This is a genomic window from Kribbella sp. NPDC050241 (genome assembly GCF_044459685.1).
Lineage (GTDB): Bacteria > Actinomycetota > Actinomycetes > Propionibacteriales > Kribbellaceae > Kribbella.
Genome location: NZ_JBITJE010000011.1, coordinates 34,372 through 56,915, shown reverse-complemented (window position 1 = coordinate 56,915; position 22,544 = coordinate 34,372). Strand labels below are relative to the sequence as shown.

General features: G+C 68.1%; 20 protein-coding genes and 1 pseudogene. 18 read left to right on the top strand and 3 right to left on the bottom strand.

Annotated elements, in window-relative coordinates; all coding sequences use genetic code 11:
- The first annotated feature begins 37 nt into the window (after nucleotides 1-37).
- Together ACIBG5_RS35745 and ACIBG5_RS35740 are read left to right on the top strand one after the other, a co-directional pair.
- Nucleotides 38-1,816 carry a sensor histidine kinase gene (locus ACIBG5_RS35745; protein WP_396395993.1) on the top strand — a complete coding sequence of 593 codons (1,779 nt, stop codon included), beginning with the start codon at nucleotides 38-40 and terminating at the stop codon, nucleotides 1,814-1,816.
- A complete protein-coding gene (locus tag ACIBG5_RS35740; RefSeq protein ID WP_396395992.1) occupies nucleotides 1,797-2,459 on the top strand; it encodes a LuxR C-terminal-related transcriptional regulator in 663 nt (220 codons plus the stop codon). The genes ACIBG5_RS35745 and ACIBG5_RS35740 overlap by 20 nt, the downstream gene beginning before the upstream one ends.
- Nucleotides 2,460-2,558: 99 nt before the next feature.
- On the opposite strand, the gene ACIBG5_RS35735 is transcribed toward ACIBG5_RS35740, so the two are convergent.
- Nucleotides 2,559-2,897, bottom strand: coding sequence for a hypothetical protein (locus tag ACIBG5_RS35735; RefSeq protein WP_396395990.1), 339 nt, complete (start codon nucleotides 2,895-2,897; stop codon nucleotides 2,559-2,561).
- A 459-nt stretch (nucleotides 2,898-3,356) separates the two neighbouring features.
- On the opposite strand from ACIBG5_RS35735, the gene ACIBG5_RS35730 reads away from it, so the two are divergent.
- On the top strand, nucleotides 3,357-3,794 hold the full coding sequence (locus tag ACIBG5_RS35730) for a ribonuclease H (protein WP_396395988.1): 438 nt from the start codon (nucleotides 3,357-3,359) through the stop codon (nucleotides 3,792-3,794).
- Between the two features lie 67 nt (nucleotides 3,795-3,861).
- Here the strand turns inward: ACIBG5_RS35730 and ACIBG5_RS35725 are convergent, their stop codons facing one another.
- A complete protein-coding gene (locus ACIBG5_RS35725; RefSeq protein WP_396395986.1) occupies nucleotides 3,862-4,908 on the bottom strand; it encodes an alcohol dehydrogenase catalytic domain-containing protein in 1,047 nt (348 codons plus the stop codon).
- A 737-nt stretch (nucleotides 4,909-5,645) separates the two neighbouring features.
- Entirely contained in the window at nucleotides 5,646-5,840 is a 195-nt protein-coding gene (locus tag ACIBG5_RS35720) for a hypothetical protein (protein WP_396395984.1), read from the bottom strand.
- Nucleotides 5,841-5,929: 89 nt separating this feature from the next.
- Here ACIBG5_RS35720 and ACIBG5_RS35715 point away from each other — a divergent pair.
- The 15 genes and pseudogenes from ACIBG5_RS35715 to ACIBG5_RS35645 form a co-directional block, all read left to right on the top strand.
- Nucleotides 5,930-6,481 (top strand): annotated as a pseudogene (locus ACIBG5_RS35715) (AAA domain-containing protein); the annotation flags it as partial.
- A gap of 602 nt (nucleotides 6,482-7,083) precedes the next feature.
- A complete protein-coding gene (locus tag ACIBG5_RS35710; RefSeq protein ID WP_396395982.1) occupies nucleotides 7,084-9,219 on the top strand; it encodes an ATP-binding protein in 2,136 nt (711 codons plus the stop codon).
- Nucleotides 9,220-9,225: 6 nt separating this feature from the next.
- Nucleotides 9,226-10,050, top strand: coding sequence for a Pvc16 family protein (locus ACIBG5_RS35705; protein WP_396395981.1), 825 nt, complete (start codon nucleotides 9,226-9,228; stop codon nucleotides 10,048-10,050).
- Between the two features lie 54 nt (nucleotides 10,051-10,104).
- Nucleotides 10,105-11,247 carry a phage tail sheath subtilisin-like domain-containing protein gene (locus tag ACIBG5_RS35700; protein WP_396395979.1) on the top strand — a complete coding sequence of 381 codons (1,143 nt, stop codon included), beginning with the start codon at nucleotides 10,105-10,107 and terminating at the stop codon, nucleotides 11,245-11,247.
- 63 nt (nucleotides 11,248-11,310) lie between these two features.
- Nucleotides 11,311-11,751 (top strand): phage tail protein, encoded by a 441-nt coding sequence (locus ACIBG5_RS35695; RefSeq protein WP_393390429.1) that lies wholly within the window; start codon nucleotides 11,311-11,313, stop codon nucleotides 11,749-11,751.
- Complete coding sequence (locus tag ACIBG5_RS35690) at nucleotides 11,748-12,119, top strand: hypothetical protein (RefSeq protein WP_393390426.1); 372 nt, start codon at nucleotides 11,748-11,750, stop codon at nucleotides 12,117-12,119. Before ACIBG5_RS35695 ends, ACIBG5_RS35690 begins: the two co-directional genes overlap by 4 nt.
- 175 nt (nucleotides 12,120-12,294) lie before the next feature.
- Nucleotides 12,295-13,233, top strand: a complete 939-nt coding sequence (locus tag ACIBG5_RS35685) for a DUF4157 domain-containing protein (protein ID WP_396395977.1) — start codon at nucleotides 12,295-12,297, stop codon at nucleotides 13,231-13,233.
- A gap of 1 nt (nucleotide 13,234) precedes the next feature.
- A complete protein-coding gene (locus tag ACIBG5_RS35680; RefSeq protein ID WP_396395975.1) occupies nucleotides 13,235-14,029 on the top strand; it encodes a LysM peptidoglycan-binding domain-containing protein in 795 nt (264 codons plus the stop codon).
- On the top strand, nucleotides 14,026-15,609 hold the full coding sequence (locus ACIBG5_RS35675; RefSeq protein ID WP_396395974.1) for a phage baseplate assembly protein V: 1,584 nt from the start codon (nucleotides 14,026-14,028) through the stop codon (nucleotides 15,607-15,609). Before ACIBG5_RS35680 ends, ACIBG5_RS35675 begins: the two co-directional genes overlap by 4 nt.
- A 16-nt stretch (nucleotides 15,610-15,625) precedes the next feature.
- Nucleotides 15,626-15,973, top strand: a complete 348-nt coding sequence (locus tag ACIBG5_RS35670; protein WP_396395972.1) for a hypothetical protein — start codon at nucleotides 15,626-15,628, stop codon at nucleotides 15,971-15,973.
- Nucleotides 15,970-16,356 (top strand): GPW/gp25 family protein, encoded by a 387-nt coding sequence (locus ACIBG5_RS35665; protein ID WP_396395971.1) that lies wholly within the window; start codon nucleotides 15,970-15,972, stop codon nucleotides 16,354-16,356. The genes ACIBG5_RS35670 and ACIBG5_RS35665 overlap by 4 nt, the downstream gene beginning before the upstream one ends.
- On the top strand, nucleotides 16,356-18,575 hold the full coding sequence (locus ACIBG5_RS35660; protein WP_396395969.1) for a putative baseplate assembly protein: 2,220 nt from the start codon (nucleotides 16,356-16,358) through the stop codon (nucleotides 18,573-18,575). Before ACIBG5_RS35665 ends, ACIBG5_RS35660 begins: the two co-directional genes overlap by 1 nt.
- Nucleotide 18,576: 1 nt before the next feature.
- Entirely contained in the window at nucleotides 18,577-20,268 is a 1,692-nt protein-coding gene (locus ACIBG5_RS35655; protein WP_396395967.1) for a phage tail protein, read from the top strand.
- 56 nt (nucleotides 20,269-20,324) lie between these two features.
- Complete coding sequence (locus ACIBG5_RS35650; protein ID WP_396395966.1) at nucleotides 20,325-22,319, top strand: hypothetical protein; 1,995 nt, start codon at nucleotides 20,325-20,327, stop codon at nucleotides 22,317-22,319.
- Nucleotides 22,320-22,324: 5 nt separating this feature from the next.
- Complete coding sequence (locus ACIBG5_RS35645) at nucleotides 22,325-22,531, top strand: hypothetical protein (protein WP_396395965.1); 207 nt, start codon at nucleotides 22,325-22,327, stop codon at nucleotides 22,529-22,531.
- The last annotated feature ends 13 nt before the right edge of the window (nucleotides 22,532-22,544 follow it).

The window sequence follows — 22,544 nt, the reverse complement described above, 5'->3', positions numbered from 1 at the left end:
GAGCATCAGCAAGGCGGCTCCCTGGCACAATCAGTCCATGAACAGGCCGGCAGGCGCCATCGTCATCCGATGGCTGCTGCCGGTCCTCGGGGCGGCCGGCGCGGCAGCCGCGATCGCCGCGATGAGTACTTCGGACCAACGGGTCACCAACTACGCGCAGGTGTCTCGCGGCGTCGCTACGGCAACCCTTGCGGCGGGACTCGGACTGGTCGCTGCGGGCACCTTCGCGGTGTGGGATCGGACGATCGGACCCGCCGGGCAGCTCACCATCGCCGCCGGACTGGGGTGGTTCGCGTCGATGTGGACCGGTTGGACCGCCGGGCCGGAGCTCGTCCGGAGTCTGGGCATGATCGTGGCACCGCTCGTGCTGCCTGCCCTCGTGCACCTCGTCATCTCGTATCCTTCAGGACGAGGATCGACCACGTGGAGCCGGGTGGCGATCGGCGTTGGCTGGCTGGCCGCGGGCGGCGTGAGCGTCATGCGAGCTGTTACACGGGATCCGTTCTTCGACCCTTACTGCTGGAACGACTGCACCGGCAACGCGTTCCTGATCGTTCCCAACCCGGAGTTGGCGCGCGTCATCGACCAGCTCTGGCTCCGATTCGTACTGGTCACGGGCGCCGTGACGCTCGGAATCGCCGGATGGCGCCTGGCTCGTGCAGGTCGGGCGACCCGCGCGGCATGGTCGCTCGTGGTGATACCGGCCGCAGCTGCTGCCGGAGGCTACGCCGCCTACGCGACGGCGTTGTTGCGTGATCCTGCGGAGGACCCGACCAGGGTCGTCTTCCGTTCGATCCATGTCGCGCAAGCCATCGCGTTGTCCGGCCTGGCGATCGGATTGGCCTGGGCGGTGGTTCGCGCACGCCGCCGGCGCTCCGCAGTGGCGCGCCTCGCGGACGACCTCGGTGTCGCGCCGCCGCCCGGTTCGCTGCAGTCGGCGCTTGCCCGCACTCTCGGGGATGAGAGTCTCCGAGTGTCCTACTGGCTGCCAGGTTCGCAGCGGTATGTCGACGCGGCCGGACGGCCGATCACGCTGCAGTCCGACCCCGGGCGAGCGGCGACCTCCGTCGTTCGTCATGGTCAGCCGGTCGCGCTCGTCGAACACGATGCCGGCCTGTACGACGCTGCCGAGCTCGAGGATCAGATCGGCTCGGCAGCCCGGCTGGCGATCGACAACGAGCGACTGGCGGCCGAAGTACAGGCTCGAATGGAGGATCTGCGCTCGTCCCGTATGCGCATTGTCGAGGCGGCTGACCTGGCCCGGCGGCAATTGGAACGCGACCTTCACGACGGAGCCCAGCAGCGCCTGCTCGCCTTCACCTACCAACTCCGACTCGCCCGCGCCGCGACGACAGATCCCGAGCTCGCCGCAACGCTCAACACAGTTCTCGCCGAGGCACAGACAGCGCTGGCCGAACTGCGGGAGCTCGCCAACGGAATCTTTCCGGCGATCCTCGACGAGGCAGGGCTCGACGCTGCCCTGTGGTCGTTGGCTGAAGAGGCGACGTACCCGCTGGAGATCACCGCCGTTCCGCCCGGACGTCTGCCTGCTGCCGTGGAACGCGCGGCGTACCTCGTCGTTGCCGGCACGGTCCAGGCGGCAACCAGCAGCCTCTCGATTGCAATGACCCGTCTCGGTGACCGGCTCGTCGTAGAGGTAGGTGGGACCTTCGGTGCGTTGCCTGAAGACCTGGCCGACCGGCTGAGCGCCCTGTCCGGCACTCTCGACAGGCAGGCTGGTGGTTTGCGGGCCGAGATCCCTTGCGGGCAACAGGATCCGGTCGACGGGAGGGCTCATGCGAATCGTCGTGGCTGATGACAACCTGCTGACTCGGCAGGGAATTGTCCACCTGCTCAGCCAGGCCGGCCTGGACGTAGTCGGTGAGGCCGCGGACGCTGACCATCTGCTCACGCTCGTTCGCCGGCACAGACCGGACGCGGTGATCGCCGACATCCGGATGCCACCCACCCATACTGATGAGGGACTTGCCGCGGCGCGGCGTATCCAGGTCGAGTCCCCAGACATCGGCGTCTTGGTGCTGTCTCAGTACATCGAGCCGAGCTATGCGCTGCGCCTGATCTCCGACCACCCGGAGCGGGTCGGCTACTTGCTCAAGGAACGGCTCTTCGATGGGGCGATCCTTGTCGACGCATTACGCCGGATCGCGGATGGGGAGACGGTCATCGATCCGACTATCGTCGCTCGGCTGATCGGACGCCGCCGACCCAAGAACCCGCTCGATCGGCTCACTGATCGGGAACGTGAGGTCCTGGGGCTGGTGGCCGAAGGTCTGTCCAACGCCGCCATCGCGGCCCGGTTGCACATCACTACCCGCACAGTCGAGGCTCACGTCACCCAAACCCTCAGCAAGCTCAGCATCACCGAGGACGCCCAGTCGCATCGTCGAGTACTGGCCACCCTCGCCTACCTGCGCTCTGCACCGAGCGCGGACGAATGAAGCGTTCTCGACGAGAGTCGGCGACTGTTCTGGTGACAGGGCTGGCGATGACCGCCTCGGACATCGGCAGCGCAGGCGAGCATGTACGGCTATTCGCGCCTAGCGAGCCGGCGCCTGGTGACGCCGATACAGCCACATCCCGCCCAGGGCGAGACCCGCACCACCTAGTGCGGACGCAGCGGCCTGCACAGCCTCGTCCATGTTGTGGTCCACCGGCACCTCCGTTGTGCTGGTCGCCGCGACGGGCTCCGGAGACTTCGGCTCGGGCTGCGGATAGCCGGACCCCTCGTCCGGCCAAGGCGGCGGGGTGGTCTGCATCGGAGTGGCCGCGTATTCGCGGGTCGGCTCCTTCGCATCGGCCGACGCTTCAAGCGCCACGAAGGTGACAGCGCCCATCGTCAGCGCAGAGGCTGCGAGGGCTGCGTATCTGTTGTTCATGATTTCCTCCCGTTGCGGTGGGATCGCCGCTCTAGTGCTGGTACCTGTCAGCGTCCGCCGCAGGACCGGCTGACACATCGGGGACAACCCCAGTCCCGTGACAGCCGATGTCGCGGCCAGCACGGAGGCCGGACCGTAGGTGATGTGAACCCACCGCCGTTGCTCAAGGCAACCGGACGCTCTGCGGTCTCTCGAGAACAGGCGGATTGATACAACCGTTTCAGTCTCCGAGGAGGGACACGCACCTTAACCACACGGCTGAGGCTCAACGTATGAGATGCGGAGCAACAGACTGGAGCCCTCAGAACTCCGAACCCGGGGTTGACGATGTGTGAGAAGGCGCTGGATTGGCACCTGCAGGTACGCCGCCTTCGGGGCGGTGCGTGTGAGGATGCGCCGGCGGAGTAGTGTTTCGCTCCGATGTCTCCAGCCCGCGCTCGCCGTCCTCGTCCGGCCGATATGCCAGTCCCGGTCGGCGCGCGCAGAGTGTTCACCGACGGTGCCTGCTCGGGCAACCCTGGACCTGGAGGCTGGGCGTGGGCGCTGTCGACGACCGTGTATGCCGCGGGTCACGAGGCTGCCTCCACGAACCAGCGGATGGAGATCCGTGCCGCCCTCGAGGCCGTGCAGGCGAACGACGGTCCCCTGCTGGTCGTCTCGGATTCGACGTACGTCGTCAACTGCTTCCGCGACGGATGGCACACAGGTTGGCTCGAGCGAGGCTGGCTCACCTCGGCAAAGAAGCCGGTCGCCAACAGGGATCTCTGGGAGCCTCTGGTGGCGTTGGTGATCAAGCGCGGGGATGTCGCCTTCCAGTGGGTCAAGGGACATTCCGGCCACGAGATGAACGACTTCGTGGATGGTTTAGCCGTCGCTGCCTGCTTCCCACAGCACTGACCTGGAAGGACGCGCGGCATCGGGATGTTGCCACCCGCGGACGTCCCGCTGGGAGTGCCCCGAACTTCTAGTTCGGCTTGATGATGACCTTGAGGGCCTCGTTCGCGGCCGCGTTCTTGAACACGTCGTAGGCCTCCGCGATTTCGTCGAACGTGAATGTGTGGGTCCCCATCTTCTCCGATGGGATCCGGCCGCTGGCTACCATCTTCAGCAGGGTCGGGATGGATACGGTGTCCACCAGACCCATGGTCAGCGTGACGTTCTGGATCCACATGTCCTGCATGGGCAGTTCGACCGGCGTGCCGTGCACACCGATGTTGGCGATGTGTCCGCCAGGACGCACCAGCCGTGCGGCGGTAAGCAGAGTCTCCGGGTAGCCCACTGCCTCGATGGACACGTCGACGCCGAGTCCGTCGGTGAGCGCGGCAACCTCGGCGACGGTGTTCGGACCGGCCTCAACCGCATCGGTAGCACCGAATTCCAGCGCCTTGGTCAGCCGGAACTTGTTCGTGTCGACGGCGATGACCTTCGAAGCCCCCCATAGCCCGGTCGTCAGGATCGCGGACAGACCGACCGCACCGGCGCCCACCACGGCCACCGTGTCACCCGGGCGAACGTTGCCGGCCAGGACCCCGACCTCGTACCCGGTGGGCAGGGAGTCGGCCAGGAAGATCGCCTGCTGGTCGGTCACACCGTCGGGGACCGCGTACAGCGACGTGTCGGCGTAGGGCACGCGGACCAACTCGGCCTGGGTGCCGTCGATCAGGTGGCCGAAGATCCAGCCGATGCCACCGACGGTCTGGCAGTGTGACGGCATGTTGCGCTGGCAGTAGACGCAGCGGCCACACTTCGTGATCGCCGGCACCAGCACGCGGTCACCGACGTGGAATCCCGTCACGGCGCTGCCGACCGCGGTGATCGACCCGACCGCCTCGTGCCCGAGGATCCGGCCGTCGGTCACCGCCGCCACATCGCCCTGCAGGATGTGCAGGTCCGTGCCGCAGATCGTCGTTGTGTCCACCCGCACCACCACGTCGGTGGGTTCCTGAACGGCCGCATCGGGAACGTCTTCCCACGCCTTCTTCCCGGGGCCGTGATAGACAAGAGCCTTCATCTCCGGATCCTCCTAGATCCTCCACTGGCCTGGAGACAGGTCCGGTCCACCATCCACACGGCCCATCGCTCGACGCCAACGACAGTAGTGTTGATCCGCGCGCAGGACCGTCTCAAAATCAGACCATCCACCCGTGCCCGCGACGAGCGGCCGGCCGATGACCGGCTTCGGGGATAACACTTGTCCGTGTTCTGAAGAAATATCGTGCTGACTCGGTGTCACAGATTGACCACCACGAGGTAACAACACTGGCGTCAGGCGCGCGGGCAGGCCGCGCCTCGCAGGCCCGGCGGACGACGATCGGTGTGACGACCGTCGGCATCGGTTCGGTTGCCAACGGCAACCTATTCGTGGTGTCCGAGGAGGAACACGCACCTTAACCACACACCTCAATCTCGGTGTGTGAGCGGCGCTTTGAGCTCGAACCTCGTGCCGCTGACGAGGGCCAGTTCGGCGCACGATACGTCCACATGGGGCGCGACACGCGCTGGCCTCTGCGACAGCAAGCCTCTCACTACAGTGAGTAGTCGGGAATGCGCGAGCAGCGGCTATGTCCGGGGGTAGGTATGCGCAGTCACTATCGCGCGGCTGTCGGGGCAGGCGATGAGGATCGTAGCGCTGTCGCGCACCTCAGAGCGGGTCTGGCAGGCCTCGTGTCCGATGCGGTCCGAATCGAAGTGGACGCGATCGTCGGGCCGCCGGGGACGGACGGACAGGCGAACCCGCTGCGCATGGGATTAGCGGCGGATCACTTCTGGTGCGATCTGTTCGCGGCGATCGCCCAGGTCGCGCGGGGTGTGCAAGCTGAGCTGGATCAGGTACCTGATCACCTCCGGCGTGGTCATCCGTTCCCGCAGTGTGGACAACAACCTCGTACGGCGGAAGCGTGGTGCGCCGCGTCCGACGAAGCGCATCAGATTGGACGAAGTCATCGTCGAGCGAGTGATCGCGGCCGCGGTCCGGACTGCGTGGGTACCGGTGCAAGCGATGTACCGGGCGAAGCCTCAGCTGCTGATCCGGCATGCGCAGATCCTGGCGGTCCTCATCTGTCCGGCCCCGGAGCGCCATCGCGGCGTGGTCGAGCACTGTATGCGCCCACTCTTCGGCGAAAGATCGCAGAATGGACAGGGCGGGGCAATCGCATTCGACCGGCACGCAGGTACGAATTGTTTCAAGTGCGGCCGACAGTCCGAGGGGCGCCGGCATTCTGAGCTACTGGCGCACCATTGTGTCCGGCCTACCGTCTGACGACCCGCTCCGGCCGGTGTACGACTCGCTGAACTTCGTCCACCCCGAAAGCGCTCTGGGACGATTCGTGGCCGGCGCACCGATCGAGTCCACGGAACTGAGGACGCCACCGATCTATCCCTTTCGCTGCAATCTGAGCCAGCGGCAAGCGGTCGAGAAAGCACTCAGCCACTCCATCTCCGTGATCGAGGGTCCACCCGGCACCGGCAAGACCGAGACGATCTTGAACCTCATCGCCAACGTCATCGCGGAAGGCTCGGCGACCATCGGCGTGGTCTCGTTCGGCAACTCGGCTGTCGACAATGTCCGGGAGAAGCTCGAGAACCTCGGATTCGGACACGTCGTTGCTCGGCTCGGCAACAAGGAGATGGCGGAGGAGTTCTCCAACCGGCAGAACCGCCGGAACACGGAGCTGAGGAGGTTCGTGAACGAGACGCCGCCCGACCCTCCGGCCGAGAGACTGGCCGAGGTCGACAGACGCGTCGCCGGCTTCAGGCGGCTGAGCGTAATCGCGCCGGACTGCGGCAGGAGATCGACGCGCATGTCTTGGAGCTTCATCCGACGAGTCAGGGCGTATCTCAAGTACGGGTCGCTAGGTGGCGGCCGGCTAGGACCTGAGCACGGACGAGCAGGCTGTGGTCGTCTGGCCAACGGTCGAGGCAGTCACCTAGGTGGGCGCGGAACTGGCCGGGCTCCGCACCGATGTCGTCGTGATCTTCCCCGACCGCGGTGGTCGTGGATGATGTGGCATTCAGTCGCTTGTAAGGTTGTTGCTGTAGGCAATCGTGATTGGCCACACTCGGTCGCGTTGGAGATCCGTGATGCCTTGACATCACCTATGACCCTCCGTAGCGTCGTTAGCTGGGGGTTTTATCAGGCCGGTTCACCTCGTTGGGTGATCGACACTTCGCGCCTGAGGGGGGATGCATGTCTGACGCGGCGTCCTCTTTGCTCGCCCCGGCCGAGTCAGCCGACTGCGCCGCGAACTGGCGGCGCCCATTCCAGCGCCTGGACAGCCTACTGGCCGCGGCTGTGGCCGAGGCTCGAGTACGGTTCGGTGCCGAGGCGGGGCGCGATTCGTTCCGTGGGCTTTACATCACCGAGGAGCATGCGGCCGCCGCTCTGAACGGTCCGCTGGGGGAGCCGCTGCGCACGCACAGGGAGAGTACGCTCGCGCCGGGCTGGGCCGAGCTAGCGTCGTCGGACGACGGGTGGGCCTGGCTGCGGCATACATTCGCCCTGACCGACAACGAACTCGACGTGGTGCTGATCGCACTGGCACCAGAGGTAGACCTGCGTTACGAGCGGCTGTACGGCTACCTCCAGGACGACGTCAGCCGGTGTCGCGCGACGGTGAACCTGATCCTCGACCTGATCAGCACATCACCCAACGAAAAGCTGGTACGGCGGACCTTGTTCGCCGCTGACGCCCCTCTGCTGCGAAACAACATCCTCCAACTTGTCAGCGAGGAGCGAGCGCATCCTCCACTACTGGCGCAGGCGGTCGTCCTCGACGAGCAGATCACAGGCGTCCTGCTGGCCGTGGACGGTCTCGACTCACAGCTGGCCGGGTACTGCCAGCTCGCCTGCCCGCCCCCGGCGCGTTGGGCAGAGACGGCGCTCTCGCCGGCTGCGCGGCGAACTGTTCTGGGTGCGGCGGGGGCCGCGCAGGGCCGCTACCCGTTGCGAATCCACCTGCACGGGCCAGTCGGGTCCGACCGCGCGGCTGCGGCGGTGGCATTGGCGGGGGAGTTGCGCGCCCCCATCCTCACGCTCCGAGCGGCCGATCTGCCGACCGCAGACGAGAAGGCCGCGCTCGTCGTGGCCCGCTCGTTCCGCGAGGCACTGCTCAAAGGGGCAGTGCTGTTTGTCGACGGCGAGAGTTTCCTGCCAGTCGGCTCGCGCGCGCGGTCGGCCTTGGTCGACGGCCTGGCTGAGCACGGTGGCATCACGGTATTGGCCGGCACGCAGCCGTGGACGGCGGAAGGTGGGCCGCCGCTCGGTGTTCTCAATATCGCTGTAGGGCGAGCGGATCTGGCCACCCGCCGCGCCGCGTGGGCGCGCGAGCTCGACGAGGCCGGGACGACAGCGTCGACCGACCTTGTGGATACGCTCGCCGGTCGGTTCTCATTCGGACCGGCGCAGATTGCCGAGGCGGTCGCGAGCGCGGCCACCGCTGCCGGCGCGGACCGGGGACCGACCGCGAAAGAGGTGTTCGCGGGAGCCCGGCGGCAGACAAGTCAACGGTTGGCGGTCTTGGCGCGCCGGATCGAGCCGACCTGCACCTGGGCCGACATCGTGCTGCCTCCCGATACCACCGCGCAGCTGAAGGAGCTCTGCGCCCGGGTCGGCTTACGCTCGACGGTTCTGACCGAGTGGGGCTTCGAGCAGAAGCTGGCGCGTGGCCGAGGAACCACCGCCCTGTTCACTGGACCGCCGGGGACCGGCAAGACGACCGCTGCGGAGGTCGTGGCCGGTGAGCTCGGCTTGGATCTGTTCGCGATCGACCTGTCCGCGGTGGTCAGCAAGTACATCGGCGAGACCGAGAAGAACCTGGAGACGATCTTTGCGGCGGCCGCCGACGCAGACGCCATCTTGTTGTTCGACGAGGCCGATGCGCTGTTCGGTAAGCGCTCCGAGGTGCACGACGCCCATGACCGGTACGCCAACATCGAGACGTCGTACCTGCTGCAGCGGATGGAGCAGTACGACGGTATCGCCGTCCTGGCCACCAACCTGCGGCAGAACCTGGACGAGGCGTTCACTCGTCGGCTGCAGTTCATCGTCGAGTTCCCCTTCCCCGACGACGAGCTACGCGAGGGGATCTGGCGGATCGCCTTCCCGCCCGGCGCACCACTGGCGGAGACGCTGGACGTCGTTGGCCTGGCCCACGACTTCCGGCTCTCCGGTGCCAACATCAGGAATGCCGCGCTGCACTCCGCGTTCCTGGCTGCGGCGCGGAGCGAGTCGATCGGTACTGCGCACGTCCGGCAGGCGATCTGGCGTGAGTTCCAGAAGATGGGCCGGGTGCCACCCGGTGCCACCGCGGAGCAGGTGTGGTGAGCTGCCGTGTTCCAAGACCTCGACGAGACCCTGAAGGCGATCCTGGACGACGCCTCGGCGCCGGCCGATCTGCGTGCGGCCGATGTCAGCTTCGATACGCCGGACAAGAACTACAAACCGGCCGAGGCGACGGTGAACCTGTTCCTGCACGACGTCTCGGAGAACCGCAGCCTCCGTGACGAAGCGCGGGTCCTCACCAGGACGAACGACGGCTACGCATCTCGGCTGCCGTCGTTGCGCGTCGACTGCAGCTACCTCGCCACGGCGTGGTCAGCTCAGGCCGGCGGGCTCAAGGCGGCGGAGGAACACAGGCTGCTGGGGCTCACTCTGCTGTGGCTCAGCCGCTTCCCGGTCGTCGACGAGCGCTTCCTCAGAGGCACCCTGGCGACCCCACCGCAGGCCTATCCATTGCCGACCATGGTCGCGCAGGTGCAGGAGAACCGGTCGAGCGGTGAGTTCTGGACCGCGCTCGGGATCGCGCCGCGGCCGGCGTTCCCGATCACGGTGACGATCACGGTCGAGCCGTACGACGAGGTCGAGGAGTTCCCGCCGGTCCAGAAGATCGACCTCCGCAGCACGTCGGTCGAGCACCCGTTGTTCCGCGGCGTGGTGATCGACCAGTCGCTCGTACCGGTCCCGGCCGCCACAGTCTCCGTCACCGAGACCGGCGCACAGGCGACCTCGGGTCCGGACGGGGAGTTCGCCGTACCCGGGCTCGAGTTCGGGGCGTACACGTTGAAGGTGCGGGCGGCCGGGCGGCCCGACGAACAAGTCGCCGTGACGTATGCGGCCGACCATCAGACGCAGACGGTGGTCCTCTCCGGGCCGTAGGCCCCGGACGACGCGACCGACCGGCGAGCAGAACGGAAAGGCGGAAGAGCAGCGATGGTCGACTACGCGACAGCAGCTCCCGGGATCCATCTGGAGGAAATCACCCCGGCGGGGCCTATCGCCGGCGCGGGGACGAGCGTTGCGGCGCTGATCGGCGTCACGGCGACGCTCCCGACCGGCGACGAGCTGGGGAAGCCGGTGCCGGTCTCCAGCTGGAACGCGTACAAGGACAAGCTCGGTGAGTACAAGAGCGGGCTGAACCTCCCGTACGCGGTCCGCGGGTTCTTCGACAACGGCGGTACGTTCGCCTACGTGGTGCCGATCAAGACCATGGACGGTCTGGACGGCGCGCTGGCGCAGCTCAGCCGGCTGCCCGATGTCGGTCTGGTGTGTGTGCCGGGGCTGGTGGATCCGGCGCTGCAGAAGGACAAGGTGATCAAGCACTGTGAGGACCTGGGCGACCGGTTCGCGATCCTGGACGGCGTCCAAGACAAGGACCCGCTCAAACCCGGGAACCCGCTGCTCACCCAACGGGCCGGGTTGTTGTCGGTCAACGGGTTCGGCGCGCTCTACTGGCCGTGGATCGTGATCCGTGACCCGGGCAGCACGACCGGGCAAACGATCCCGGTGCCGCCGTCCGGGCACATCGCCGGCATCATGGCGCGCTGCGACAGCACGGTCGGCGTACACAAGGCTCCTGCGAACGAGCAGATCCGTGGCGCCGTCAGCCTAGACTTCACGCTGAACGACACCGAGCAAGGCCAGCTGAACCAGCAGAACATCAACGCACTCCGCACCTTCCCGGGTGGGCCGCCGCTGGTGTGGGGCGCGCGCACGCTGTCCGCCGACGTACCGTGGCAGTTCGTCAATGTCCGGCGGCTGGTGTCGTACGTCGAGGACTCGCTCGTGACCGGGTTGCGCTGGGCGGTGTTCGAGCCGAACACCACGGCGCTCTGGAAGGGGCTGGAGCGCTCGATCACCGAGTTCCTCACCCGGGTGTGGGAGGCGGGCGGGCTGTTCGGCCGGACCGCCAAGGAGGCGTTCTACGTGACGATCGACGAGTCCCTGAACCCCGCGCCGGTGCGAGACCGCGGCGAGGTCATCGTCGAGATCGGCCTGGCCGTGACGCGGCCCGCCGAGCACATCGTTCTGCGCATCGGCCTGTGGGATGGCGGCGCCAAGGTCAGCGAGGGCTGATCCCACAACGGCACCGGGCCAACGGTTCGGTGGAGTGGCAACTCGGGGTTGGGAGGCAAGGGGATGCCCCAGACAGGACAACGCGTCGACCCGTACCGAAGCTTCAACTTCCTGGTGGAGCTGGACGGGATTGCGCAGGCCAGCTTCACGGAGTGCAGTGGGCTCGGCTCCACCACGGAGGTGATCGAGAACCGCGAAGGCGGCGACAACACGACCGTTCGCAAGTTGCCCGGCAAGACGACGTACACCGACATCACGCTGAAGTGGGGTGCGACCACCTCGATCGAGCTGTGGGAGTGGCGGCTGCAGATCGTGCAGGGGCTGGTCGTCCGCAAGAACGGCTCGATCGTCGTCTTCGACTTGGCCAACCGCACCGAGGTCGTGCGGTGGAACTTCGACCGCGCCTGGCCGACCAAGTGGGAGGGATCGGCGTTCAACGCGAAGGGCAGCGAAATTCTCGTCGAGACCTTGGTCCTCGCGCACGAGGGTCTGGCCCGGGTATGACTGGCCAGCTGGTCACCGAGGTGTCCTTCGAGCTCCCGAAGGGGTACGTCGACGCCGAGGGGACGTTGCACCGGTCCGGGAGGATGCGGCTGGCGACGGCCGCTGACGAGATCTACCCGTTGCGTGATCCGCGCGTGCAGGGCTGGCCGGCGTACCTGATCGTGGTGCTGCTGGCCAGGGTGGTCACGAAGCTCGGCAGCCTGCCGGACGTGAACCCGGGTGTGGTCGAAGGCCTGTTCTCCGAGGACCTGGCGCATCTGCAGGACCTGTACAACCGGATCAACGGCCTGACGCCGCACGTGGTCGCTGTCGTCTGTCCGCACTGCGGTGGGGGCCACGAGGTGGAGGTGCCACTGCTGGGGGGATAACGGGCTACCCCTTGGACCGGGTCCACCAGGAGGCAGCCTTTCTCGGTCGGCACACGCACTGGACCCTGACGGAGGTGTTGACCCTGGACCATGCCCAGCGCCGGCAGTGGGTCCGCGAGGTGTCCGCTCAACTCGAGCTGAGCTGAGCTGAGCGACGGGTGTTAGGAGGGGACGGATGACCGATCCGGCAGGGCGTCCGCAGACGCTCGGGGAACGGCTGGCGCTGTTCGCCGAGCAGTTGCGCCTTCGCCATGTCGCCACCTTCTCGTGGGAACCCGGTTTCGCTCAGGTGCTGCAGAGGTTGGATGCGCTCGACCAGTCGTGGGCGCAGCGGTTCGAGCGATGGGACGGCGCGGGGGAGTGGACCGAGCCCGGCGGACGGTTCCCGAGCGAGCGGCCGACGGCACGGGAGGACAGCGAGAGGGCGACGGCCGGCAGAACCGCAACAGCCGCCGGAACCACCGCAGCTTCGGCAGCTGCTCGAGCGGACGCGGTTGCTGCGGGCGTCGGCCCGCAGACGGCCGCATGGCCGGCCGACGTCGTTCCGGTGGACGTCCGCGCCCGGCTCCGCGAGATAGCTGGTGCCGGCGCGGACGGCATGCGGGTGCAGATCGACGCCGAGGCGGACGCCGATGCCCGGTCGCACCGCGCGGACGCAGTCACATCGGGTACGACGGTCAAGATGAGGTCCGGGCGGTTCCGGCCGGACACACCGGAGGGCCTCGGGCTCCTGGCGCACGAGGCGACTCACGTGACTGCCTTGCTCGCCCGTGGCGCGGCGGCGCCCCTGAACACTCCGGGCGGAGTGGCGGCGGAAGAGGCTGCTGCGGCGCGGGCCGAGCTTGTGGCCCAGCGGCTTCCCGGAGCCGCCGGTGTTGAGCTCCCACGCAGGCACAGCGACCCGCCTCCGTACAACGATCTACCGGCTGCTGGTTACTTCAACAGTGCGACAAGACCCTCGACCACGCCGATGGCGGTGACGCCGATGCGGGCGGATGCCGACCGGCCGGAGGCGTCGCCGACGGCTGGGGGCTTCGACTCCGAGGGGCTGCGGCTGCGGATCATCGAGGACCTGATGCACCGGTTGCGGACCGACTCCGAGCGGGGAGGCTGACATGGCCGCACCAGTCCAGGGGCCTATCCGCCCACCCTCCCGACCGCCGGCCCACGACCTCCTGCGGACTCCGCTACGTCTGGCGCCGCTCCCGGCCAGCAACGAGCTGGCCAAGGCCGTCCTGATCGACACCACGACCAATACCGGACACGTGGTGATGTACAACCCCGAGGAGCTGAAGGTTGAGCAGGGCAACCAGTTCGCCGAGGTCGGTATCCCCGGGCTGAACGCCTCCCCACTGCAGTACGTTCGGGGCAAGAACCGCGTCCTGACGATGGAGCTGTTCTTCGACACCTACGAGTCGAAGGACGACGTGCGACTCCACACCGCGCCGATCGTCCGGCTGCTCGACAAGCAGCCGCAGACGCTCGCCCCGCCGGTCCTGCTGTTCTCGCTCGGCCGAGTGCAGTTTCGCTGCGTGCTCACCGATGCCAGCCAGCGCTTCACGATGTTCGCGCCCGACGGTACGCCGGTCCGCTCGACGATGTCGGTCCGCCTCCAGGAGTACGTCGACGTGTCGCTCGAGATCAGCCAGGGCCTGTTCATCGGATCGCCGACCGCATCCGCGCTGGTGAACGTCGCACTGACCCCGATCGTCGAAGCCATCAGCCCGTCCGCGGCGTCGGCGATGCACACGGTGCTCGCCGGCGAGACGCTCAGCGGCATCGCCGGCGCGTACCTCGGCGACCCGGCGCGCTGGCGCGAGATCGCTCAGGCGAACGGGATCATCGACCCGCTCGCGGTCAAGCCCGGAGTCTCGCTGGTGATCCCGGACGGATCGGGGCGGACGCCGTGAGCGCGCCGCACTACGCGCCTCGCTTCGACGTCCGACTGTCGGGTGTGACGCTGGCGGCCGAGCTGGCCGATCAAGTGCTGAGCCTGACCGTCGAGACCGACCTGGACCTGGCCGGCTCGTTCAGTCTGACCTTGCGCAACCACGACAACAAGCTGCTCGACTCGGCGCTGCTCGATATCGGCAAGACGGTCGAGATCCACCTCGGGTACGCGCACGACCTGGTCCCGGCGTTCCTCGGCGAGGTCGCGGCGATCGAGCCCTCGTTCCCGGCCGACGGGCCGCCGACGATCACGCTGTCGGGGTACGACAAGTCGTACCGGCTGCGGCACACGCCGCCACCGCCGCGCGCCCGCACCGACGTCAACGACAGCCTGATCGCGGCCGAGATCGCCGCCGAGCACGGACTCGTCCCGATCGTCGACCCGGTGCCGTTCCACGCCGAGCGGGTCCAGGTCGAGACCGACATGGCGTTCCTGAAGGCGTGCGCGAACCAGTACTTCTTCGACGTGTACGTCGAGTGGGACCGGCTGCACTTCCACTTCCCCCGGCCGCAGTTGTCCGCGCACGTCCTGGAGTGGGGGAAGAACCTGACCAGCTTCAGCCCACGGATCTCGGCGACCGGCCTGGCCGGGGTGCAGCAGGTCCGGGTCTACAACCAGGAGCTCGCGCAAGCGCTCACCGTGACGATGCTGGCCGCGGACCTCGACCCGGACAACCTGGTCGAACGCCTTGGTACCTCGGTTTCGCAGCTACTGATGTCCCTGGTGCGCAAGGGGATCCGCCGCGAGGGGATCAGCAACCCGATCCAGGCCGCCACCGTGGCCAAGGCCATCCTGTCGAACCTGCTGGAAGGTCTCTACGAGGGCAACGGGTCCTGCATCGGCATCCCGGACCTGTCGGCCGGGCGGTACGTGACGATCGCCGGAGTGGGGAAGCGGTTCAGCGGCACCTACCGGGTGCGCAAGGTGACGCACCGGATCGACGGCAACGGGTTCCGGACCGACTTCTCCATCACCCAGCGCGGGCACTCGAGCCTGCTCGGGCTGCTGCGCAAGAAGCTGGTCGAGACCCCGTCGCCGAACCAGGGCGAGAAGTTCTTCGGCGTCGTCCTCGGCGTGGTCGAGGAGAACAACGAGGTGCTCTCCGGCGAGCCCATGCCGGCGATCGGGCGGGTCAAGGTGAGCTTCCCCGGGCTGGGCGACAACTTCAAGAGCGGTTGGGCGCCGTGCGTCCGGCCGATGGCGGGCAGTGGCACGGGGTTCTACGCCTTGCCCGACAAGAAGGACCAGGTCCTGGTCGCCTTCGAGTACGGCGACCTGTCGAAGCCGTACGTGCTGGGCGCGCTCTGGAACGCGCAGCAGAAGCCGCCGGCCGACAACGCCGATGACAAGAACGCCAAGAAGGTGCTCAAGTCCAAGGCCGGGCACACCATCACCTTCGACGACACCGTGGGGGCCGCGGCGCTCACGATCAGCGCGGCCGGCGATCTCGCGATCAAGGCCAGCGGCGAGATCAAGCTCGAGGCAGTGGGAGGCAAGACGGCGATCACGATGGTCTCGGACGGGGTGGACGTGAAGTGAACGAGGAGGGGACGCGATGACCGATCCGTTCGTGCTCACGACGGCGAGCAGCATCCGGTGCTCGCACGGGTTCGACATCTCGGCCGGCAACACCGGCAGGCTCAAGGTCGGCGGCAAGGAAGTCCTGCTGGCCGGGCTCGCCGACAAGACCTTCACCTGCTCGATCCCGGACAACCCGAACGCCGGCATCAAGCACTGCACGAAGGTCAGCACGGTCTCGGCCGGCGAGAAGTCCAGACTCACGGTGGGGAAGGTCTCCGTGCTGCTGGACAAGCTGGCCGGGCTGACGGACGGCGCACCGCCACCCCCTGACCTGGTTGTGGTTGCCAAGCAGGCTCGGTTGCGTGCGGCGGTGAAGCCGTGAGCGACGAGGTATTGGGGCGGGGCCTGTCGTTCCCGTTGCGGATCAGCGGTACCGGGCTGGCGGAGTCGGCGGGTGTGGCTCGGGTCGAGCAGTCGATCCGGATCATTCTCGGCACGCAGTACGGCGAACGCGTGATGCGTCCCGGCTTCGGTGCCAACCTGAAGAGCCTGGTCTTCGCGCCCAACAACGCGACCACCGCCAGTCTGGCCGGGTATTACGTGACCGACGCGCTGACGCGGTGGGAGCCGCGGATCGACGTCCTCGACGTCCAGGCGATCAACGACGTCGACGGGGCGCGGCTGGTGATCGAGATCCGGTACCGGCTGCGCGCCACCGCCCAGGAGCACCTGCTCGTCCTTCCCTTCCTGCTGGAGCGTGGCTGATGTCTCCCGAATCGCGCGGCGGCCGGATCGTGCCGCCCAACCTGGACGACCGGACCTGGCAGGAACTCGTCGACGAGATGCGGGCGCTGATCCCGAAGTACGCACCGCAATGGACCGACCAGAACCCCTCCGACCTCGGCGTTACGTTGATCGAGCTGTTCGCCTGGCTCGGCGAGAGCATCATCTACCGGCTGAACCAGACGCCGGAGAAGAACTATCTCGCGTTCCTCAACCTGCTGGGGATCACCCGCGACCCGCCGACTCCCGCGCGGACGTACCTGACGTACGGCTCGTCGGTCGAGACTCCCGTGACGGTGCCGATCGGGACGCAGGCGCAGACGTCCGACCCGGCAGGTGGGCGGCCGGTCGTGTTCGAGACGGATGAGGAGCTGGTCGTACTGCCGACCACGCTCAAGGCGGCGCTGCGGGTGGGGCCGTTGGCGGCGGACGCGAACCGAGCGACGTACCACCAGGCCTCGGCCGACCTGATCGGCCCGCCCACCGCGAGCCACCTGGTCGAGGTCCCCGCCGGACAGACGGTCGCCTTCTACCTCGGGTTCGATCGGGCGGTGACGGCTGAGGTGGCACTCGGGCTGCGGCTGTACCAGGCGGCGCGAACCGCCGGGGCGGCGACATTGCGGTTCACCTACTCCAAGGGCGACGTCGAACCGTTGCTGTGGCCGCCGGTGACGGCGGCCGGCGATGGGACCGAGGGCCTCCAGCACGACGGCGCGGTGCGGCTCACGGTTCCGGCCGACTGGACGGCCCAGCGGGCCGCGGGCGATGATCCGGCCCGGCCGTGGCAGACCGTGACGCCGGAAGCTGACGTAGACAAGGTCACCGATCCGTTGTTCTGGGTCGGCGTGCTGATCGACGCGCCGGCCGCTGCCCCGTCGGCGGGCGGCGATCCGCCGCCGGCCCTGGCGATCGGGATCGACCGGCTGCTGTTCAACGCCGTCCCGGCCCGGACCGCGCTCTCGGTCCGCGCGGCGGAGGACCTCGGGGAGAGCACCGGCCAGAGGTTCCAGGTCGTTGCCTTGCACAACCGTCCGCTGTACCGCCGGCCGGGCCTGACCGCGCCGTACGCCGACCTCGTGGTCCAAGTCGCGTCGGCGGCCGACCCGGCGAACTGGAAGGACTGGAAGCTGGTCGACGAGTTCCCGACCGGGGCGGGCGAGGTCTACCGGATCGACCCGGTCGCCGGCGAGGTGCGGTTCGGCAACTTCGACGAGCGGTCCGGCAAGGGCAGCGGCTCGGTTCCACCTCGGGGCAGCAAGATCCAGGCTCTGCGCTACCGCTACGTCGCCTCGGGGACCGGCGGGAACGTCGGACCGAGTCAGGTCACGGTCTTCGGTACCGCACCCACGGGGGTCCCGGTGAGTGGCATCGGCTCAGTCACCAACCTCGGCCCGGCCCGCGACGGGACCGACGAGGAACCGATCGAGGAGACGATGCGGCGCGCGCCGGAGGAGCTGCGGATCCGGTACCGCGCCGTGACCGTCGACGACTACGAGTTCCTCGCGCGGGAGGCGAGCATCGACCTGCGGGTCAGTAAATGCTTGCCGCCGCGGATCCATACCGATGACGCGCCCGGACAGCCGCCGCCGTGGAATGCCGGCGACCCGTGGACGTTCGGTGGACTGGTCCGGGCGCCGGGCACCGTCAACCTGATCATCGCTCCCGACCGGGACGTCGACGTACCGCGGCCGGAGCCGACGCAGGACCAGATCCGGCTCGTCCAGGGGTACCTCGACGCTCGCCGGGACCTGACCGCACGGCTCGAGGTGGTGGCGCCGCGGTACCTTCCGGTGATCGTGACCGTGGAGATCATGGTGTGGCAGGAAGCGCTGAACGCGGGCGCCGACCGGGCCACGATCGAGGCAGAGACCCGGGCCAAGATCCAGAAGTTCCTCCACCCCACCCGCGGCGGGCCGGACGGCAAGGGCTGGAGCGTCGGGGACCCGGTCTTCACCTCCGACGTCTTCCGCGCGCTGATGCCGACCGAGGATCTCGGGTACATCAGCGTGCTGCAGGTGAAGCCTGACACGCCCGCTTACCACTTCCCGCCGCTCGGTCCGGGCGGGGCGTACAAGGGCGACGTCGAGCGGCCGTTCGCGTTGTCGCCGTTCGGGGCGTCGGTACGGCTGGCCGACTACGAGCTGGTCTGTGCGGCCGCCGACTCTGCACAGCTGGTCAAGACCACTCCGGTCCAGGTCTGACATGTCAGAGTCGAGCTACCTTGCGTACCTCCCGCCGGTGCTGTGGCGGGACGACCCGCTGGTCGACGAGTCGGAGCACGGCCTCCGCCTCGGCGCGGCCTTGCGGATCTTCGAGAAGATCGCGACCGGGATGCCTGACGACATCCTGCTGGAGCACGTAGATCCGAAGGACCCGTCCAAGACGCATGTCCATCCCGCGCTGAGCGACGAGATCGCCGACCTGCACCGGCTCTTCGACCCTTGGACGACGCCACCGGAGTTCCTGCCCTGGTTGGCGTCTTGGGTGGCGCTGGAGTTCCCGACCCTGCAGGGCGTCCCGTTGTGGGAGGAGTACCAGCGCCGCAAGGTGACTGCGGAGATCGCGCAGATTTACCGGCTGCGCGGCCGCAAGACAGGGCTGAACCAGTACCTCGAGCTCTACGCGGTCGGACAGGCGCGACCTCGGGTGAGCGTCGATGACGGTGCGCGGCTGTTGAGCGTGGTACCGCGGACCGGTGCGTTGTCCACGGTCACCGCGCTCGTCTCCCAAGGGCCTGTGGTGATCGCGGGCGTCGTGCGTTCTGAGGGACTGACCAGGCCGTGGTGCGTCGCAGCCGGGGCTGACGGGAGTCTCTTCGTCGGCGACATCGGCCTGCCTGATACGGCGCAGGTGCAGGTGAAGCTGCCGAGCCGGGTATGGCATCTGGACCCCGCCGGCCGCTACGAGCTGTCGGGTGTGCCGCCGCGGCCGGCGCCGCTCGCCCCGGATACCGCCAACCTGAAGGACGTGGTCTCGGTCGCGCTGGCTCCGGCGCGGGGCGCAGTACCCGAGACGCTTTATGTGTTGACCCGCACCGGCCGGTTGTTCGGCATACCGGCGCCCTTCCGCGGGGTTGCTGCGACACAGGTGGCGAACTTGGCGGTGGCTGGTACGGCGATCTGGATGGTCGCGCTGGCTGTGGATCCGTCGACCGGCGACCTGCTTGCGCTTGATCGGGGCGGACGGCCGCCACAAGCGCCCGGACCGACGGTGGTCACCGTGCGGCCGACCAACCCGCCGACGGTTACTCGCACCAGGCTGACCAAGGCTGTCGAGCCGTTGTCGATGGTGATCGAGGCAGACGGAACGCTGTTGATCGGGGACGGCGGCGACCAGGAGCCGACCGATGCGGCGGGACTGCCCGGAAATCTGCTGCGAGTGGATCGAAGGAACACGCCGTGGCGGGAGGCGGTCCTGCTGCCGCCGGACAATCCGTTGGTCGCGCCGGCGGCACTGGCGCGTACCCGGGACGGGCGCCTGTACGTGCTGGACGTGGGCCTCAAACCCTTCGCGCCGTCGGCGACCGATCCGTTCATCTGCCCGGTGGCCGAGCCCGCCGCGATCCTGACCGTGGACCTGACTGCGAAACCGGCGGCCTCCACTCGGATCACCGCACCGGGCGAGTTCGTGTACCCCACCGGGATGACCGCGGTCGGCGACCGGCTGGTGGTCAGCGACCCCGGGCAGCCGGAGACCTCCGGGCTCGAACCGTTCTGGGGCAGGGTCCGGCCGTTCGAGTTCGACGTGTCGATCCACTTCACCACGTCCCGGTTGCCGGACGACCCCGCCGAGCGCAAACGAGTGCTCGACCAGGCGGTCGGCAACATCAGCTCGATCGTCGAGGAGCAGAAGCCCGCCCACACGCTCTGGACCCTGAACACCTCGATTCTCTGACCGCACGCATCGACTCAGGAGGCAGCAGATGGCAGCGACCGGCGAGGAGCGGTCCGGTGGTTGAGGGCCTGGTACGGCGGACGCAGTACTGGAACCTCCCGACGCACACGGTGCGGGCGGGGGCGACCGGACATGGCGAGAGCCTGATCGATCTCGAGGAGTACCTGCTGCCGATGACGGACGCACGTGCTTCCGCGCTGCACACGTGGGGCGTCGCGCAAGGGCTCGAGGTGTCCGCGGCGGTTGGTGCCGGCGAGGTAACGGTGTCCCCGGGTGTAGCGTTCGATGCGTCCGGCCGGACGATCGTGCTGTCCGCGGCGGGTGTCGCGGTGACAGACCCAGCGGTGGACCCGACGGCAGTCCTCGACATCGAGACAGTCGCCGTCGGCCCGGCCGGCGTGGTTCTTCCAACTGCTGGATCGGCTGGGTCCTGTGTGCTGACGCTGACGTGGCGCGAGGTGCAACGGGACAGCGGGAACTCGCCGACCCTGCTCCACGCCCCGTGGCTGCGTCTCCTGCCGGCGAACACATTCCCAGACAGCGGCGAGCAAATAGTCCTGGCCAGCCTGGAACTGAGCGCCGCCGGCCTGGTCACCAGCCTGGCCCCGGGCCTGCGACGACTCACAGCTTCCCCGACAGGACGCGTCGAGCTCCGAGCACCGCACTCAACGGTCGGATCGGTCGGCCAAGCTCCGGTCGCGACACTCGGCGCAGAGCCGAACGGCGATGTCCTACTAGAGCTGCTAGCCGGTGCAATACCTGCGTTACGGGTGTCGGCCGACTCTGGCGACGCTCGGCTCTCCGGCGCTCTGACGGCCGCGTCGCTAACGGCCGACGGCGCTGCGACGGTCGGCAGCACCCTGTCGGTCGGCGCTGCTGTCTCGGTCGCGGGGGAGTTGGTGGTCGGGGGACCGGTTCGGACCGGCATGCTCGCCGTTGGGCTCGGCGACGCGGCATCGGCGCGGGACGTGCATATCGAGGGGACCGAAGTACACAGCGGTGGTCCCGGAGGCGGGTACTCGTTCTCCGACCGCGAGATGAGCTCGTTTGTCGAGACCCCCGAGAGCGGTCAGCGCTGGGTCTGGTACGCCAAGGCCGGCGAAGCCCGCCTGTGGTCGCACGAAGATGTGCTCAAGGTCCGGCCCGGGGCGGTCGCGGCAGCAAGCTCCGACGGCGTCGGCCTGGACGTGTTCCGCCGAATGCGGGTGCGTTCGAACGGGACCTTCTCCGCTGGGATCTGGTTCCACCAGGACGCCGACCGGGGCTTCGTGGGCATGCTCGACGACACGCACGTTGGCTTCTACGGTGCGAACGGCGCGGGCTGGGGCATCGTGATGGACACAGCCGGTGCCGGCGTGGGTATTGGCATCGGCGCCGCCGCAACGGCGGCCCGGCTGCACGTCGACGGGTTCACCGCGATTCGTGCCGCCGGCCGGATCAGCCGGCCGGGTGGGCCCTTCCCCATCCCGATCTTGTTCCGGGGTGTGGGTGTGGAGGCCAGCGGTGACATCGGCATCCGCTCGACCGGCCAGCTCTGGGCTGGGCAGTTCGAAGGCGATGTCAGGGTCAACGGCACGCTGTCGAAGTCCGGCGGCGGATTCACCATCGACCATCCGGTCGATCCGGCCGGCAAGTACCTGTCGCACTCTTTCGTCGAGTCGCCGGAGATGCTGAACATCTACGCCGGCAAGCTCGTCACCGACCTCGGCGGCTTCGGGTGGATCGAACTGCCGCCGTACTTCGAGGCCCTGAACCGCGACGTCACGTGCACGCTGACCCCAGTGGGCAGGGAAAAGCCCCACGTCACGGTGGTCGGGGAGATCTCGGGCCACCGGTGGCAGGTCCGGTCGGATCCTGGCCGAGTCACGGTGCACTGGCTGGTCACCGGCGTACGACAGGACCCGTGGGCCAACGCCCACCGGATCGTCCCCGAGACGCCGAAACCGGGGGCCCAGGACGTTCCCTTCCTGCACCCGGAGCTGTACGGCGCGGCGCTCGAGCAGGAGCTGTTTGGCCAGCCGGTTGCTGCCGGCAACGAGTCGACGGAGTGATGGCGATGAGTGATGAGCGGTTGCAGGCGCGGTTGGGGGAGCTGCGGCGGGAGTATGCGCTGGGTGAGGGGCAGTTGCGGGAGCTGCTTCAGCAGGAGTCGGCGTTGCGGGAGACGTTGCTGCGGATCAGCGGGGCGATCCAGGTGCTCCAGGAGCTGACCGACGTACCGGAAGAGACCGAGCTGGACGAGCGGGTGCTGAGGGTTCGGTAGGCGCGAGAGGAGA